The 16,619-nt window shown below is 38.5% G+C and carries 15 protein-coding genes; 10 read left to right on the top strand and 5 right to left on the bottom strand.

Annotated elements, in window-relative coordinates:
• The first annotated feature begins 65 nt into the window (after nucleotides 1-65).
• The 6 genes from aroA (at nucleotide 66) to C3K47_RS15355 (ending at nucleotide 6,282) form a co-directional block, all read left to right on the top strand.
• Entirely contained in the window at nucleotides 66-1,337 is a 1,272-nt protein-coding gene (aroA, locus tag C3K47_RS15330) for a 3-phosphoshikimate 1-carboxyvinyltransferase (protein ID WP_103790035.1), read from the top strand.
• A gap of 71 nt (nucleotides 1,338-1,408) precedes the next feature.
• Nucleotides 1,409-2,482 (top strand): chorismate synthase, encoded by a 1,074-nt coding sequence (gene aroC, locus C3K47_RS15335; protein ID WP_103790036.1) that lies wholly within the window; start codon nucleotides 1,409-1,411, stop codon nucleotides 2,480-2,482.
• Between the two features lie 144 nt (nucleotides 2,483-2,626).
• Nucleotides 2,627-3,196, top strand: a complete 570-nt coding sequence (locus C3K47_RS15340; protein WP_103790037.1) for a porin family protein — start codon at nucleotides 2,627-2,629, stop codon at nucleotides 3,194-3,196.
• Between the two features lie 226 nt (nucleotides 3,197-3,422).
• Nucleotides 3,423-5,138 (top strand): patatin-like phospholipase family protein, encoded by a 1,716-nt coding sequence (locus C3K47_RS15345; protein ID WP_103790038.1) that lies wholly within the window; start codon nucleotides 3,423-3,425, stop codon nucleotides 5,136-5,138.
• Nucleotides 5,135-5,527, top strand: a complete 393-nt coding sequence (locus C3K47_RS15350; protein WP_103790039.1) for a VOC family protein — start codon at nucleotides 5,135-5,137, stop codon at nucleotides 5,525-5,527. The genes C3K47_RS15345 and C3K47_RS15350 overlap by 4 nt, the downstream gene beginning before the upstream one ends.
• Nucleotides 5,528-5,661: 134 nt before the next feature.
• A complete protein-coding gene (locus C3K47_RS15355; protein ID WP_103790040.1) occupies nucleotides 5,662-6,282 on the top strand; it encodes an NAD(P)-dependent oxidoreductase in 621 nt (206 codons plus the stop codon).
• 7 nt (nucleotides 6,283-6,289) lie between these two features.
• Here the strand turns inward: C3K47_RS15355 and C3K47_RS15360 are convergent, their stop codons facing one another.
• The gene (locus tag C3K47_RS15360; RefSeq protein WP_103790117.1) at nucleotides 6,290-7,270 is read right to left on the bottom strand and encodes a CobW family GTP-binding protein; all 981 of its coding nucleotides are present in this window, start codon (nucleotides 7,268-7,270) and stop codon (nucleotides 6,290-6,292) included.
• A 91-nt stretch (nucleotides 7,271-7,361) separates the two neighbouring features.
• Nucleotides 7,362-8,501, bottom strand: a complete 1,140-nt coding sequence (locus tag C3K47_RS15365) for a right-handed parallel beta-helix repeat-containing protein (protein ID WP_103790041.1) — start codon at nucleotides 8,499-8,501, stop codon at nucleotides 7,362-7,364.
• A gap of 498 nt (nucleotides 8,502-8,999) precedes the next feature.
• On the opposite strand from C3K47_RS15365, the gene C3K47_RS15370 reads away from it, so the two are divergent.
• From C3K47_RS15370 to C3K47_RS15380, 3 genes are all read left to right on the top strand, one after another.
• Nucleotides 9,000-10,046 carry a Gfo/Idh/MocA family oxidoreductase gene (locus tag C3K47_RS15370; RefSeq protein ID WP_103790042.1) on the top strand — a complete coding sequence of 349 codons (1,047 nt, stop codon included), beginning with the start codon at nucleotides 9,000-9,002 and terminating at the stop codon, nucleotides 10,044-10,046.
• A 44-nt stretch (nucleotides 10,047-10,090) separates the two neighbouring features.
• Entirely contained in the window at nucleotides 10,091-10,966 is an 876-nt protein-coding gene (locus C3K47_RS15375) for an ROK family protein (RefSeq protein ID WP_103790043.1), read from the top strand.
• A 123-nt stretch (nucleotides 10,967-11,089) separates the two neighbouring features.
• Entirely contained in the window at nucleotides 11,090-12,217 is a 1,128-nt protein-coding gene (locus tag C3K47_RS15380) for a PQQ-dependent sugar dehydrogenase (protein ID WP_103790044.1), read from the top strand.
• Between the two features lie 77 nt (nucleotides 12,218-12,294).
• Here the strand turns inward: C3K47_RS15380 and C3K47_RS15385 are convergent, their stop codons facing one another.
• The gene (locus tag C3K47_RS15385) at nucleotides 12,295-12,786 is read right to left on the bottom strand and encodes a YkgJ family cysteine cluster protein (protein ID WP_103790045.1); all 492 of its coding nucleotides are present in this window, start codon (nucleotides 12,784-12,786) and stop codon (nucleotides 12,295-12,297) included.
• A gap of 118 nt (nucleotides 12,787-12,904) precedes the next feature.
• The gene (locus C3K47_RS15390; RefSeq protein ID WP_103790046.1) at nucleotides 12,905-13,108 is read right to left on the bottom strand and encodes a hypothetical protein; all 204 of its coding nucleotides are present in this window, start codon (nucleotides 13,106-13,108) and stop codon (nucleotides 12,905-12,907) included.
• Nucleotides 13,109-13,247: 139 nt separating this feature from the next.
• On the opposite strand from C3K47_RS15390, the gene C3K47_RS15395 reads away from it, so the two are divergent.
• Complete coding sequence (locus C3K47_RS15395; RefSeq protein WP_103790047.1) at nucleotides 13,248-14,237, top strand: N-acetylmuramoyl-L-alanine amidase family protein; 990 nt, start codon at nucleotides 13,248-13,250, stop codon at nucleotides 14,235-14,237.
• Nucleotides 14,238-14,313: 76 nt separating this feature from the next.
• Here the strand turns inward: C3K47_RS15395 and C3K47_RS15400 are convergent, their stop codons facing one another.
• The gene (locus C3K47_RS15400; protein ID WP_103790048.1) at nucleotides 14,314-16,605 is read right to left on the bottom strand and encodes a Tex family protein; all 2,292 of its coding nucleotides are present in this window, start codon (nucleotides 16,603-16,605) and stop codon (nucleotides 14,314-14,316) included.
• Nucleotides 16,606-16,619: the final 14 nt, after the last annotated feature.

Genomic DNA, 16,619 nt, shown 5'->3' on the forward strand with positions numbered 1-16,619 from the left:
ATTAATACCGATTACACCGAATCTTTCGGTGTAATCATTTCTCAAATCAGTGCAATCAATTTAATATGAACAGTATACTTGTAAAAAAAACTACCGATGTACTTAAGGGAGAAATTATTCTTCCAGGTTCAAAGAGCGAAAGTAACCGGGCTCTAATTATGCAAGCCCTTTGCAAGCAACCTTTTGAAATAAAAAATCTTTCTGTTGCTGACGACACTGTTACGCTCGAACATCTGCTAAAAACAAACATCGCCTCTAATAACACAGAAATTAATGTTGGCCCAGCAGGAACTGCTATGCGTTTTTTAACTGCTTTTTTAGCAGTGACACCGGGCGAATGGTTATTGACCGGAACTCATAGAATGCTCGAGCGCCCAATTAAATTATTAGTTGACGCATTGCGCAACCTGGGTGCCGATATTGAATATGCCGGTAATGAAGGCTTTCCTCCATTAAAAATAAAAGGGAAGGATTTAAACCTGACGAATAAGATATCGATAGATGGAGGTGTTAGCAGTCAGTATATTTCAGCTTTATTAATGATTGCCCCTACCCTGCCTAATGGGCTGGATTTGACGTTAGATGGAGTAGTTGCCTCAAGACCTTATATTGAAATGACGCTGGCAATGATGGCTGAGCTTGGTATTGAACATACCTGGAACGACAATAACATTAGCATAAAACCGCAAGCATATAAGTCCAATGATCTGTTTATTGAGCCCGATTGGAGTGGTTCGTCCTATTGGTATTCCTTAACGGCTTTATCAAAAGTAGCTGATATTAAACTTACCGGATTAAAAGGTCATAGTTTGCAAGGCGATAGCGTTATTGCCAACATCATGGAAAACTTTGGGGTTAAAACTGATTTTCTGAAAGATGGAATTCGATTAACAAAGGTTTCTGACAAGGTTACGGCTGATTTTATCGATTTTGAACATTGTCCGGATATAGCTCAAACCATCGCGGTTATTTGTGCAGGATTAAATCATAATTGCACTTTTACGGGTTTAGAAAGTTTGAAAATAAAAGAGACAGACCGTGTTGCCGCATTGCAAAATGAGTTAGGAAAATATGGCGTTACTATTACTCAGGAGGGCTTAAACTATCACATCGACTGTTCAGGAAGTAGTATTAATAAAACAGTTCAAGATACTATCCTTATTAATACGTACCATGACCATCGAATGGCCATGGCTTTTGCTCCCCTTGTGCTAAAAGTTAATTCAATGGAGGTTGAAGACCCTAAGGTTACAGGCAAATCTTACCCGCATTTTTGGGAAGATCTCGAAAAGGTTGGATTTGAATGCACTCAGTCAGAACTTAAGACTACTAATTAAAACGATTAATAAAATAATAATGGGCGATCAAAATAGTTCAGCTCTTATTTCTTACTTCTTACATCAATAGAATGGCAGGCAATACATTTGGAGAAGCATTTAGAATAACCACTTTCGGCGAATCACATGGAACCGCTATTGGAGTAATTATAGATGGTTGTCCGGCTGGTTTAATACTCGATCTGGATTTTGTACAAGCTGAACTGGACCGAAGAAAACCAGGACAATCAAAAATCACCACACAACGAAAGGAATCGGATACGGCTCAAATTTTATCAGGAATATTTGAAGGAAAGTCAACTGGAACTCCTATCTCATTCCTGATTCCTAATGAAGATCAACGCTCAAAAGACTATGATCATAACGTTGGTCCGTTTCGCCCCTCCCATGCCGATTATACCTATCAAGCGAAGTATGGCATCAGAGATCATCGCGGCGGAGGAAGATCATCAGCTCGTGAAACAGCTGCCAGAGTAGCTGCCGGAGCCGTGGCTAAACTCTTCTTAAAGCAAGTTGCAGGTATTACGATCAATGCTTATGTAAGTGCCGTAGGTAAAATGAAGGTTGAAAAACCTTATACCGAACTGGATCTATCATCGGCAGAAAACAATATTTTGCGCTGCGCTGATCCTGAAAAAGCCGAAGAAATGATAGCCTATATTGATGGTGTTCGTAAAGCGGGTGATACTGTTGGTGGAATACTAACTTGCGTGGCCCAAAAAGTTCCGGTTGGTTTAGGTGAGCCCGTTTTCGATAAACTACATGCCGATTTGGGAAAAGCAATGCTGAGCATTAATGCGGTGCATGGCTTTGAATACGGATCGGGTTTTGAAGGAGCAACATTGTTAGGTTCTGAACACAATGACCTATTTGAAACTGATTTTTCTACCCGTACCAATAATTCCGGAGGTATTCAAGGAGGAATTTCCAACGGAGAGGATATATACTTTAAAGTTGCCTTTAAACCGGTGGCGACTATAATGAAGGGGCAAGATACAGTTGACAAAGATGGCAATAAAGTAGAATTACATGGCAAGGGCCGGCATGACCCATGCGTAGTTCCCCGGGCGGTGCCAATTGTTGAGGCAATGGCGGCATTAGTTTTGGCCGACCATTATTTACGAAATAAAAATGCAAAAATTTAAAAAGGGGCCTCTAGCCTCTTTTTTTTGAGCTAATAAATAGCCAAATATAACTTATCAACAAGTATTTATACTTAAAGTTATTTTTGATTTATAATAATTAAGATTTTATTCTATGTTTGAGCCATTCAATTAAAAACATTAACAATGAAAAAATTCTACTTATTAATTGCCGCAGTAATGATGGCAGGCGCATCAATGGCTCAATCGCCAGTTAAATTTGGTATTAAAGCAGGTGGTAACCTTGCAAATAATACAATTAGTGGTAATGGTGTATCAGCAAGCTTTTCAAACTTAACCAGTTATTATGTTGGGGGTTTAGTTACAGCTTCATTTGGTAGCAAATTTGCGTTTCAACCAGAGGTATTGTTATCATCACAAGGAACTAAAGTTGATGGTGGTTCATTGAACACACTTTATGTAAATGTTCCCCTAATGTTTAAATACAATGCTGTAGCAGGTTTAAATTTACAAGCAGGTCCTCAAATTGGATTTTTGGTAAGTGCTAAAGAAAAATTTGATGGTGAGTCAATAGATAATAAAAGTGATTACAACAACCTGGATTTAGGTGCTAACATTGGAGCTGAGTATAATTTCCCTATGGGTTTATTTGCTGATCTTCGTTATACATTTGGCCTGGCAAATATCGCCAAAGATTCAGGAGATGCAACTATGAGAAATACTGTATTCTCTCTAGGACTTGGATTCCGTTTCTAATAAAAACATATTTCAACTCAAAAAACGCCTTAAGTTAGACCTTAAGGCGTTTTTTATTTTCAAGAATGTCACGTCCTGAAATAACGATTCGTACTAATGAATTAATACCTGGTCGTAATTGGTTTTATTTTTTGCAATCATATATTCACCCAAATGTTTCCTATATTTAATATTACACACTTATAATCAAACAAATACACATTCATCTAAATTACTGCTACCTCTTATGAGCGATCAAAAAACTTTTCACCTGGGCCTTTGTATGGCCGGTGCAGTTTCGGCTGGTGCCTATACAGCCGGAGTTATTGATTATCTGATAGAAACCCTGGAACGCTGGGAAGAAGCAAAAAAAACTGGCGATCCATCGATTCCCTCTCATCAAGTTGTTATCGAAGTAATAGGTGGAGCTTCCGCAGGGGGAATGACCTCCATAATTGCCGGAGCTGCCATGCAAAACCCGATTGGCCATATTACTCCCGATAAGCGAAATGACGAAGCCTTTAAAAACAACAACAAACTTTATGATTCGTGGGTGAACCTGGCCGCAGATGATATGCTGCCATTAATGCTTAAAAACGATGACATCAAGAAGAACAATAAGGTTATCTCGCTTTTTAACTCCGACTTTATAAAGGGCATTGCCGATAAAGCGGTAACTGTTAATCCCAATACTCCTTATTCTCGTCCTTATTTATCTGACGATGCTGATATTCTGGTAACCTTAACCAATCTGCAAGGCATCCCCTATTCGTTAGGTTTTTTGGGAGGAGTTAGCAAACTTGATCAGTATAAAACCTCCTCTCATCGCGACTTTGGCCATTTCGTATTAAATAAAACAACATACAACAACGACGGTCGCATTCCACTTTCATTTCTAAACAACATTAACCTGGATATTGCCAAGAGTTGTGCTATGGCCACTGGAGCATTTCCTATTGGACTTTCAGCCAGAGAAATTATACGAGATAAGCAACAGGTTTTTGACAACCGGTTTATCAATCTGCTGAATGAGATGGAAAAAAAATATAACACCAATGTTCCAAAATCAATTGTAACAGATAACCTCATTGCCCAAAAATCATTTCTACATGAAATAATTGATAAGCTTCAAAATCAGAATACATATACCACCTTAAATGTTGATGGAGGCATGCTTAATAATGAGCCATTTGAAATTATCAGAGATGTCATCATCGATAAGACAAAAGAAGACAGGGAGGCAAATAATAATTACGATACCTGTAGAAGCAGTATTTTAATGATTGACCCATTTCCGTGTGAGGACCCGGACGTTGAATTTGATACCAGCATTGGAATTATGAATGTCATTAAACAAACCTTTAAAACCATGCGGGGGCAATTATTATTTAAACCGCAGGATATTGAAAAAGCAATGAACCCTAAAAACATAAGTCGTTTTTTAATTGTTCCGGAACGAGAAAACGGCACTGATGATATTTCCGGAAGCATGGCCATTGCTTGTGGTTCATTTGAAGGATTTGGAGGTTTCTTTGATAAATCATTCAGGGTTCACGATTATTTTCTTGGTCGGAGAAATTGCCAGTACTTCCTACAGGAATGGCTTACTATCCCAGCCGACACGACCAACCCTATTTTTACAGAGAATTATTCCGCTGAAGCTAAAAATCGTTTTTTGTCAAAAAGAGGAAGCTTGGCAATTATCCCAGATACCAATAAAGGAAACCCAAATATGGAAGAAACGGCTTTAATATGGCCTCAAATTGAAGCATCAAAGGTTGAAAGTTGGCGAAAACTTTTCAGAGAACGAATAAAAGAACTTACATTTAGGTTAGCCGACCTGAAAGGGATCGATAAATTTTTGTTAAATATTGGTTATGGTCTTTTAATAGGTCGAAAAGCCACCGATGCTGTAATAAACATGATAACCAATGACCTTAAAAAACATCATCTTATTAAATGAAAAGAGTAACCGGTATTGGCGGGATCTTCTTTAAATGCGAAGATCCTGAAAAGCAAAAAGAATGGTATGCAAAGCACCTTGGAATTGATTCAGGTGAGTACGGTGCTACATTTGAGTGGAGAGAAAAAGACGACCCTAACCAAATTGGTTATACAGCTTGGAGTACGTTTAAAGCTGATTCGAAATACTTCTTCCCAAGCACAAAACCTTTTATGTTCAATTATCGGGTTGAAAACCTGAAAGAACTTCTAAAAGCCTTAAAAGATGAAGGAGTGACGGTAGTTGGAGAGGTAGAAGAGTTTGAATTTGGAAAATTTGGCTGGATAATGGACCCCGAAGGAAATAAAATTGAATTATGGGAACCAAATGACGAAAACTATTTAAAATAATTACAATTCATGGATGAAAACCCGTTGTTTTTCAATTCATCTATTCATTATTTGTATATTTAGATAATTTTATTTACCGAATTGAATAACTGATGCCATAAACTTATAAAAACAAACTAACTCTTCGCTCTAACATGAAAATAATTGTTTTTGGCGCTTCCGGCCGAACTGGATCTCAAATATTAAAGTCAGCTTTAAGTAGAAATATTCATGTTACCGCTTTTGCACGTAATCCGTACGGAGTACATGTACAGCATCAACTGCTCGAAATTATCATGGGAGATGTACTTGATTACGAAAAAGTACATGAAGCAATTGAGGGTCATGATGCAGTATTATCGGCTCTTGGCTTTGTGAACCCTGAACATCAGCTAATCGGTTACAGCAATATTTTAAAAGCGATGAACAATTTAGAAATTAAACGGATAATTGCCGTTGGCGGCATGGGTGTTTTACAGGCCACAGCTGATACCATTATCTCCAAAACCTACAATTTCCCTTCTCAATTTTTGCCTATATCCGAAAGTCATTATAAAGTTTACGAGGCTTTAGAGCACAGTAAACTCGATTTCACCTTTGTGTGCCCTCCGGATATTATCCCCGGAGACAAAACAGGTACCTACCAGGTAAAAACAGATTACCATCCAGGAGGAATGTCTATATTCAGTGGGGACCTTGCTGATTTCATGTTAAATGAAATAAAAGACAAAGCCTTTATCAGAAAAAAGGTGGGGATAAGTAATAACTTGAAATAGCTTTTTATTATACAAAAGAAAAATCACTGTAACAGTTTTTCAATCCTTTTTCTAAAAGATCGCGTCGGAGTTTTTTGCCAATAAATACGATCTTACTTGTACGTACCATTCCTTGTTCCCAGTCACTTCCGAGTGTATAAGTTGCATTTTTCATTACTGATTGAACAATATGACGTTCGTCTAATCCGGCAAAATTCATAACACCTTTTACCCGGTAAAAACTTTCACCCTGAATAACCAAAAGCACATTGAGCCAATGCCTGAACTTTAATAAATCTAAAGGCTGGTCAAAAACAAAGGCATGCGAAACAACATCCTCGTGACTCGTTTGCAAGTTTATAGGTAAAAATCGGAAGCCCTGTTCTACCTTTCGTGCTTCATAAGCATCTAAATTCAATAGGTCAACCGTATTTTGTTCACCATATTTAGCAGTTATTAACTGTACATAAGGATTGATATTTTTAATTGCCTTCTCAACCAAAGTTAATTGTTGAGCATCAACCAAATCAACCTTATTGACTACCACTACGTCAGAAAAGGCGATTTGTTTCGTCACTTCCTCCCTTTCTGTTAATTGTTCTTGTAAATTTTGTGCATCTACTAAACAAATAACTGCATTGAGTTTAAAGTGAGCCTGTATAATATGATCGCCTACAAAGGCGGCGGCAATTGCGGAAGGATCAGCAATACCTGTACTTTCAACAACCAAATGATCAAAAACGGGAAACTCCTGTACCAGTTTGGCCAGCGTTTCATTGAACTCACCATTCATTGAACAGCAAATACATCCGCTCGAAATTTCAAAAAGCTCATTATCACCTTTAAAAACCAACTCACTATCTATGCTTATGTCTCCAAATTCATTTTCCAGAACCACCAAACGTTTATCTCTATTTTGCTTAATCAGTTGGTTAAGCACCGAAGTTTTACCTGCACCTAAAAAACCGGTTAAAACGGTAACTGGAATGGGATAATGAGAATTTTGCATGCTCAAAAGTACTGATAATCTGTTTTTATAAGTAAATAAAAAAGGGCACCATTTCTTAATGGTACCCTTCATATCATAAATTTCAGACTCACTAATAACTAATTAACGCCACAACAAGTGATTTTACAGGAATTGAATAAACATTACCTGTAACGGTTTTGTTGGTAGTTGCCGCATCTAAACGGATAGCTTCAAATTCAGTTTTTTGAATAAAACTATTGTTGGTAACTTTTACGCCATTAACCGGTACACCATTAATTAAAACGGTTCTAAAACCGGTAAAGTAAGATGTATTGTGGTGAATGTAAACATAACTACCGGCAATATTAGTTCCGTCCTTTCTGTCTTTCCCTCCATGCATATCAAAAGGTTCAGCAATGAAATGATTGCCAAGTGTATTGTAGCTTGATTCATACTCCTCTCCTACAATACCTGTTCCTGCGATAGCATGGCGCATCCAGTCGAAAGTGTTTCTGGTAACCAATGCGGTTCCTCCATTCAAACAAACGCCATAGCCTGTTCCGTATCGTTGAATATGGTGGAAGTTATTGTCATGAATGGCCGCATTTTTACCGCCCGTAAGGTAAATACCAGCATGAGACCAACCCGCGATTTCACAGTTATCCACTTCTAAGTAATCATATGATGATTCGATTGCTCTTGAATAAGCATATTTCCATTGCGTACCTGCAGGAATAAGCTGTTTCATTAAAGCAATATTTGCAGCCGTATCAGGCCCTAAAATGCGGATACCTGATATGCGCACATTCGGACCCATAATTTTGAACAATGGATGGATATTTTTGTTATTGGTAATAATTTTAGCGCCAGCACTTCTACTTGTACCCGAATAAATACGGTTACGAGAACTATAAATGGTTACGTTTGCCGGGATTTTAATTGTAGCATAATTGGTAAAATCAAAAACACCATTGGCTGATAGGAAAATAGCCTCGCCTGCTTTTACTTTTGCCAATGCAGCCACAAAACCAGCTGCATTGCTAACAGTGTAATTATAAGAGGTAGGAACAGCTTTTACAGTTGCGCTTAGTGACATTAACGTTTCAGTACCTTTGCTTGCTAACGCTTCAACCGCAATAGCCTTTTGTGGTTCAATTACTTCTTCTGTTTTATCGCAAGAAGCTGTTATTAATGTTATAGTTCCTAAGAAGAGCGCGCTTTTAATGATCGTTTTGGTCGCACGTATTGCGTGAATTGTTGTATTCGTCATTTTACAATAACTGTTAGTTTTTTAATAATGGATGGGTTTAACAACCAATTAATTGTAGAGAGACATAAAATAGGTGGAGAGCAAAAATTGTTAGTTTGTAGTAGTTGGTGGGTTTGGTTTTAACGCCGATTTAACATAGTTCCTCCTTTTTTTTGTTTTTGATAAATTTTGGTCATTGTCGGCCTTTTAATTGCAATAATTCCACCAGTTTATTGAATCCTTTTTAATACCCTTAATGATAAAAACCATATATTAATTTTATAAATCAGCACGAATATTTTTTAAATATTAATTTATTCAAACGTTGTTCTCATTCAAATAACTTTATAATCAGTTTTATTTTTTTTATTCAGTTAAAAAACTAATTATCAAATAATTATAAGCCATTATTAGTAGATTTCCCCAGTTGATAGATATTATTCCTCAGGATGTGGGTCAAATAATCTACCTAAAGTATTTTACTTTGTATTTAATCTGTTTAGTCCCTAATTTCAGCTTATGTTTCAACCTATAAATACGGGTATCTGTTCATACGGATATTCAACAAAAGTTTTTCATGGACCCCTCATCAGCAATGATCCAAATTTTAAATGGACAGCTGTTGTGGAGCGTCATCATCAGGATTCAAAAGAAAAATATCCTCATCTTACTATTTATAAAAGCATTGAAGAATTGCTCAGTGATGATTCAATAGAATTGGTAATTGTTAACACCCCAAATCAAACCCATTACTCAATTGCAAAACAGGCTTTATTAGCCGGCAAACATGTAATTATTGACAAACCATTTGCTGCTAGTTCAGAAGAAACAAAAGAGTTGATAACATTGGCCAATCAACAGCAAAAAATGCTTACGGCTTTCCATAATCGTCGTTGGGATGGTGATTTTAAGATTGTAAAAGAAGTTATTGACTCGGGACAATTAGGGCGATTAATTGAAGTAGAGTTTAAATTTGAACGCTACCGATCAAGTTTGAATCCAAAGAAACACAAAGAAGAGGCAGCATCTGCTACGGGACTTTTATATGAAATTGGCACTCATATAATCGATCAGGCGATAGTGTTATTTGGAACACCGCAAAAGGTTTATGCCGATATCTTGAAGACACGTGATGGTTCATTGGTAGATGATTATTTCGAAGTAATTCTCTACTACCCTCAGCTCCGACTCAAGCTCAAAAGCACATTGCTGGCAAAAGAAGAATTACCGGGTTACATTTTAAACGGCACAAATGGTTCGTTTGTAAAAAAACGAATGAACCTGCAGGAAGACCAACTGAAAGCAGGAATACTCCCTGATGACGAAGGTTATGGAATTGAACCTGAAACAGAATGGGGAATTTTGAATGTAGATAAGAACGGAGAAACTAAAAGAAATTCAGTACCAACACCACCCTCTAATTACAAGCAGTTTTTCGATTTGGTTTATAACCATTTGCGAAATGACGGACCTATACCAATTGACCCTTCAGATGCATTAACAGGCATTAAAATAATAGAAGCTGCATATGTTAGCAATACCAACAAATGCGCTGTTGACCTTTGATAGGGTTTTAGAATTGGCTATCTTCCACCCAATTTATTGAAATCATGAATAAAAAGTTTGCTATTGGTGTAGATATTGGCGGCTCTCACATAACCTCTGCTGTTATCAATCTCGAAAATGGGAGCATTTTAAACAACAGCCATCACCGTATGCGTGTAAACGCCAACGGAACCCCAGACAATATTATAGCAGTTTGGAGTGAGTGCATTAACAACTCTATCGAACAAATTGGAAAAGACCAAATTGCTGGAGTTGGCATTGCTATGCCTGGCCCGTTTGATTATGATTTAGGTATCTGCTACATTAAAGATCAAAATAAATATGATTTACTGTTTGGTTTAAATATTAAAGAACTTCTTGCTAAATCGTTACAGCTTTCTTTAAATCAACTTAAATTTTTAAATGATGCGGCTTGTTTTTTAAAAGGTGAAGCTTTTAGCGGAGCGGCTGCCGGAAGTAAAAAGGCAATAGGATTTACTCTGGGCACAGGCCTTGGTTCGGCTTATTATTTTAACAATAAAGCTGAAGATGCTAATTTATGGTGCAGTGCATTCAGGGATAAAATGGCCGAAGATTTTATTTCGACGCGCTGGTTTGTTAAGAGATACGAAGAATTAGCAGGACGTGAGGTAGCCGACGTAAAGCATTTAACTGAACTGGTTCCAACAGATGGAACTGCTCAAATGGTATTTGAAGAATTTGGAGAAAGTTTATGTGAATTCATATTACCAATTATAAAGGACAAACAACCGGAATATGTTGTTATTGGAGGCAATGTGGCCAATGCCTGGGAGTTGTTTATTGGTAAATTACAAACTGAACTAAAAAAAGAAGCTCCCGAAACTAAAATAGTAAAGGCACAACTTTCGGAAGAAGCCGCATTGTTCGGTGCTGCCTCACTTTTTCTTGAACCTCTGTAGAATTATTTCCTTGGTATACCTTTTAGAAGCGCCCGTTCATTAAAAAACGGGCGTTTCTCGTTTAGCCTATTTTTTGTAGCTTATCTGGCAAATGTTTCTGGAAACCATTTAAATAGTATTGACATGAAAAATCTCTTCTTCATCTTGATTGCAATAGTAAATATGGGTTCGTGTAAAAAAGGATCGACCGAAACAGCTACTCCCACGGAAACCGACACCACAGTAACATTAAAAGTTACAACGCTTGTAAAAGGCCTTGATACACCATGGGAAATGGCACAATTGTCAGACGGAAGAGTACTGATCACCGAACGTCAAGGCAGAATACGAGAAGTAAAAAATGGAGCATTAACAGCGGCACCATGGTTAGACCTGACTGCCAATGTTTCGGAGCAGGGAGAATCAGGTTTATTGGGCATCTGTGCTGATCCGGATTTCAATTCCAATAAATATGTTTATGTAGCCTATACGTATGTTAAGGGCGGCAATCTTGTTATAAATTTAGTAAGACTTAAAGAAAATGCTTCAGGTAAAGGAGCGGTTGACAAAGTGCTGATCGATAATATACCTGGAAATACTGTTCATGATGGTGGGGCTGTAAAAATAGGGCCGGATAAAAAAATTTATTGGAGTGTTGGGGATGCCGGCAATACCGCCTATGCACAGAATCTAACTTCATTAAATGGAAAAATACTTCGTTTAAATACAGATGGTAGCATCCCCGCTGATAACCCCAATCCAAACTCTTATGTGTATTCATATGGTCATAGAAATCCACAGGGTTTGGCGTGGCAACCCGAAACTCAGCAATTGTATGCAACAGAACACGGGCCTTCGGGTAGTCCGGCTTGTTGCAGGGATGAGCTCAACCTTATAGAACGCGGGAAAAACTATGGCTGGCCCACTATCTATGGCGATCAAACCGCTTCAGGAATGATTTCACCTTTAATTATGAGCGGAAACGATTATACCTGGGCTCCCGGAGGTTTAACTTTTGTGACTAAAGGTAAATGGAAGGGCTCGATTTTATTCACCGGCTTAAGAGGCCAATCATTGTACAGGGTAATGCTCGACCCTAATAACAATCGAAAAGTGCTACATATTTTAAAAATTTTTGAAAATGAATATGGAAGATTAAGGGATGTTATGGAAATGCCGAACGGCGATTTATGGCTTGCGGTTAGTAATAAAGACGGCCGTGGATCTCCCGGAGCCGACGATGACAGGATATTAATAATTAAAGTAGAATAAGGGTATGGTTAAATGATTAAATGGTCATAGGTATTTTTGAAACAACAATTTAACAGTTTAACAATTTTGCCATTCTATCAAGCCGGAAAATACTTTTTCATTCGCTCTACAATCTCATAAACTGCAGGGCAAATAGCTGTATTTTTTAGGGTGATATCTAAAATTTGAAGCATGGGCGAATGATCTGTGTGCGGGTATTCACGACAAGCCTTGGGACGATCCTCATAAACTGAGCAATAGTTATCACTGCCTAAAAATGGACAAGGAACTGATTGAAGAACATAATCATTTTCTTCATCAATTCTCAGGTATTTTTCTACAAAATCTCCGGGCTTCAACTTTAACCTTGAGGCTAAACGCTCAATGTCTCTTTGGGTAAAAAGAGGGCCGGTTCCCCTGCAACAATTAGCACAGGTTAAACAGTCGGTTTTAGCAAAAACGATCTCGTGTTGCTCCGCAAAAGCAAGATCCACCTCGCGCGATTTTTTATTCTTTAACCGCTCAAAGTACTTCTTGTTTTCCTTCCTCCGCTTTTGCGCTTCGCCTTTAAGTTGCTTTAAATCGATCACTGTTTTTACACTGTTTACAAACCTCTAATCTGATATAAAACACAATTACCCCACGCAAAGGTGAGGTAAATGCATTTTGTTTTTATGAGAAAGGGCTTAATAGCCCTGTAACAATTTACTATTGATTATTTTCACGTTCTTGAGAAACGCTCAATACACGAGCAATAGCTGTTAAGCATAATACCGCACCAACAGCAACGAATCCCCAGCAAACCAATGATAATAAATGAGAATCAATAATAAAACGGGCAAAAGTGCCAATTAATACAACAATTACACCTACGGCTAAAAATGCGAAGTCTTTATCTAGTTTGCTTTCCATTGTTTTAAAATTTTGCCAAAAATAGGTTTTAACAACTATTGATGCAAATACTTCAAACCGATTAAAAAAATTTTCAAGGATTATTCAACATTACCAATTTATTAATTAAAATTGGGGTAACGTAAATGAGTTCGATAAGATGCAGAAAAGAATTAATTCAGCTAAAGGAAAAATTGCCCGCTCTCTACTATTTTCAGCCTTGTTAATATGCAATTTTTTAAATGTTAACGCACAGGTAAACAAATCAAAAACCATAAGAACCATTATCATTGATCCGGGCCATGGCTATCCTACCCTAAATGCTCATGGTAAGTACAGCTATGAATCGGATTTAACATTAAGTTTTGGCCAACAGCTTGCCAAAATGATCAGGGATTCACTGCCTGACATTAAAGTGCTGATGACCCGTAACGATAGGAATGATGCCGGAGGTTTTACCAGTCCGCGTGAAGCCAACCGTTACCGTGCCCGCTTTGCCAATGAAAACCATGGCGATTTGTTTATCAGTATTCACTGTAACTGGGCTCCGGGTCGAAAAAACTCTGAAATTATCGATTATAAAACCACCACCTATTATACCGGTAAAGGCAAAAAGAAGAAGAAACATACCAAAAAAGTACCTATATATAAAACCTGGACCAGCCCAAGTGGAACCACTGGTGTAGAAACCTTTATTTGGGCGGTGAACAAAAACGATTCGAAAGTTCAGTTTGTTCAAAGCAACAATACCGATTCAACGGAGTTGCATGGAGAGCAAGGCGAAAATGGTTCGGCGGATGATATGTTTGATTCACCTGAAGCTAAAATCATGGCTTCATTGGTAACCCGCAAATTTTTCGACCAGAGTTTAATGCTTGCCGACATGGTTCAAACCGAATTTGTAAAACAAAACAGGGTAAACCGGGGTGTTAAGCAGCGTAACAACGAAGGCATTTGGGTATTACAGGCTACTGCAATGCCTAGTATATTAGTTGAAGCAGGATTTGTTTCTAATCCTGAAGAAGAAGATTACATGAACAGCGACAAAGGGAGAGAAGAAATCGCTTCGGCTATTTTCAGAGCTATTATCAATTACAAAAAGAATATGGAATACAGCTCGTCGTACGTTCCAACCAATACATCAGAATAATATTTCAGGTTGATCATAAAACAAAAAACGGAGCTGTTAAAAACAGCTCCGTTTTTTGTTTGTTTTATCTGGATGTTTATTTCCATTTATTCTTCAATGCGGCAAGCATTGAGTTCATATCTTGTGGCTCCTCTGCTTTCGGTTTACTTTGCTGCTGTTGCGACGGACGATTTGTTCTATCATTGCGCATTTTTTCCTTCTCAGCTTTCGTACGCTGCACCGGAGCACTCTCATCTTTCATTGTCAATGCAATACGCTTGCGATCAACGTCAACTTCAGTAACCGTAACCAAAACTTGTTGAGCAACCTTAACCACTTCATTCGCATCAGTAATAAAACGGTTCGAAAGCTGGCTCAGGTGCACCAATCCATCCTGATGGACACCCACGTCAACAAAAGCTCCGAAATTGGTTACATTGGTAACTATACCGGGTAAACGCATTCCCACTTTTAAATCAGCGATCTCATTCACATCATCAGCAAATTTAAACGCCTCAAATACCTTACGAGGATCTCGTCCAGGTTTATCTAACTCCTGCATGATATCATTCAGGGTAGGCAAACCAACTGTTTCAGAAACATATTTTTTAAGGTCGATCTTCTTGCGCACCTCTTTATCAGCTATCAGGTCATCAACTTTGCAGCCAAGGTCTTTTGCCATTTGCTCTACAATATGGTACGATTCAGGGTGAACTGCACTTGAATCCAAAGGATGTGTTCCGTTTAGAATACGCAAGAAGCCGGCAGCCTGTTCAAATACCTTTTCACCCATACGTGGAACCGCTTTCAGGTCTTTACGTGATTTGAAAGCGCCATTTTCATTACGGTAGTTGATAATATTTTGTGCTAATGCAGGGCCTAAACCCGAAACGTAGGTAAGTAACTGCTTACTGGCAGTATTTACTTCCACTCCAACCGCATTCACACAAGAACCAACAACCTCGTCCAATTTATTTTTTAAAGCAGTTTGATCAACATCATGCTGATATTGACCAACACCAATTGATTTAGGATCGATCTTCACTAATTCAGCCAAAGGATCAGCCAGGCGACGACCAATAGAAACTGCACCTCGAACGGTTACATCATAATCAGGAAACTCCTCACGTGCAACTTCCGAAGCTGAATAAACAGATGCCCCTGCCTCATTTACCATTACTACAGAAACATCTTTAGGCAGATCTTTTATTCCACGGACAAAGGTTTCTGTTTCGCGGCTGGCGGTACCGTTACCGATGGCAATGGCTTCGATTTGGAAACGCTGACATAAAGCCAAAACCACAGCCTCAGCCTCTATCATTTTACCCTGAGAAGATGCCGTTGGATAAATTACTGTATTCTCTAAAAGTTTACCCTGCGGATTTAATACCACAACCTTACAACCTGTACGGAAACCTGGGTCAATTGCTAAAATGCATTTTTGTCCCATTGGTGCGGCTAATAATAACTCGCGTAGGTTATCGGCAAAAACAACAATGGCTTTTTCGTCGGCTCCTTTTTTGGTTAATAAGCGCATCTCCGTTTCAATTGACGGAGCCAATAATCGCTTATAACAATCGTCTATAGCAATTTTGATCTGTTCAGCAGCTTCACCCCTGCTCTTCACAAAAACACCTTCAATTATATCAATTGCATCGTCCTTAACCGGAGCAATGTCTAAACTTAAGATCATTTCCTTTTCACCACGGCGCATAGCTAACAAACGATGCGAAGGAGTGTTTTTCAACAATTCTGACCATTCGAAATAATCACGGTATTTAACGCCTTCTTCCTCCTTGCCTTTCATCACTGTTGATGTGATCATCGCCTTATCGGTAAATAGTGTGCGCATTTTATCACGACAAACCGCATCCTCATTGATCATTTCGGCAATAATATCACGTGCCCCTTGTAAAGCCTCACTTTCATTGTTCACCTCTTTTTCGGCATCAATAAACTTAGCTGCTTCTGCATCAATATCTTTTACCTCTTGCGAGAAAATGGTCAAAGCCAACGGTTCAAGGCCTCGCTCGCGAGCGATAGTTGCCTTGGTGCGGCGTTTAGGTTTGTAAGGAAGGTAAAGATCTTCCAGGCGGCTCATGGTTGCTGCTGCCAGAATATCTTTCTCTAACTCATCGGTCAGTTTGCCTTGCTCTTTAATAGAGTTCAGGATGGTGTCGCGGCGCTTATCCAACTCACGCAAACGTTCAATTTCATCGCGAATAGCAGCAATGGCTACTTCATCGAGACTGCCCGTTAATTCCTTACGGTAACGAGAAATAAAAGGAATCGTAGCTCCTTCGTTCAACAACCCAACCGTTGCTTCTACCTGGCGGCTGCCGATGCCCAAATCCTGGGCAATCTTCAGAAAGTACTTTTGTTCTGACATGATTTTTAAATGAG

Origin of the sequence: Solitalea longa (genome assembly GCF_002920915.1) — a bacterium.
Classification (GTDB): domain Bacteria; phylum Bacteroidota; class Bacteroidia; order Sphingobacteriales; family Sphingobacteriaceae; genus Solitalea; species Solitalea longa.

Bases quoted from the DNA above. Each gene is read 5' to 3' on its own strand.
- C3K47_RS15370 (WP_103790042.1), top strand. From the start codon at position 9,000: ATGTTTCAACCTATAAATACGGGTATCTGTTCATACGGATATTCAACA.
- C3K47_RS15380 (WP_103790044.1), top strand. From the start codon at position 11,090: ATGAAAAATCTCTTCTTCATCTTGATTGCAATAGTAAATATGGGTTCG.
- C3K47_RS15365 (WP_103790041.1), bottom strand. From the start codon at position 8,501: ATGACGAATACAACAATTCACGCAATACGTGCGACCAAAACGATCATT.
- C3K47_RS15355 (WP_103790040.1), top strand. From the start codon at position 5,662: ATGAAAATAATTGTTTTTGGCGCTTCCGGCCGAACTGGATCTCAAATA.
- C3K47_RS15350 (WP_103790039.1), top strand. From the start codon at position 5,135: ATGAAAAGAGTAACCGGTATTGGCGGGATCTTCTTTAAATGCGAAGAT.
- C3K47_RS15340 (WP_103790037.1), top strand. From the start codon at position 2,627: ATGAAAAAATTCTACTTATTAATTGCCGCAGTAATGATGGCAGGCGCA.
- aroC (WP_103790036.1), top strand. From the start codon at position 1,409: ATGGCAGGCAATACATTTGGAGAAGCATTTAGAATAACCACTTTCGGC.
- C3K47_RS15345 (WP_103790038.1), top strand. From the start codon at position 3,423: ATGAGCGATCAAAAAACTTTTCACCTGGGCCTTTGTATGGCCGGTGCA.
- aroA (WP_103790035.1), top strand. From the start codon at position 66: ATGAACAGTATACTTGTAAAAAAAACTACCGATGTACTTAAGGGAGAA.
- C3K47_RS15375 (WP_103790043.1), top strand. From the start codon at position 10,091: ATGAATAAAAAGTTTGCTATTGGTGTAGATATTGGCGGCTCTCACATA.
- C3K47_RS15360 (WP_103790117.1), bottom strand. From the start codon at position 7,270: ATGCAAAATTCTCATTATCCCATTCCAGTTACCGTTTTAACCGGTTTT.
- C3K47_RS15400 (WP_103790048.1), bottom strand. From the start codon at position 16,605: ATGTCAGAACAAAAGTACTTTCTGAAGATTGCCCAGGATTTGGGCATC.
- C3K47_RS15390 (WP_103790046.1), bottom strand. From the start codon at position 13,108: ATGGAAAGCAAACTAGATAAAGACTTCGCATTTTTAGCCGTAGGTGTA.
- C3K47_RS15395 (WP_103790047.1), top strand. From the start codon at position 13,248: ATGCAGAAAAGAATTAATTCAGCTAAAGGAAAAATTGCCCGCTCTCTA.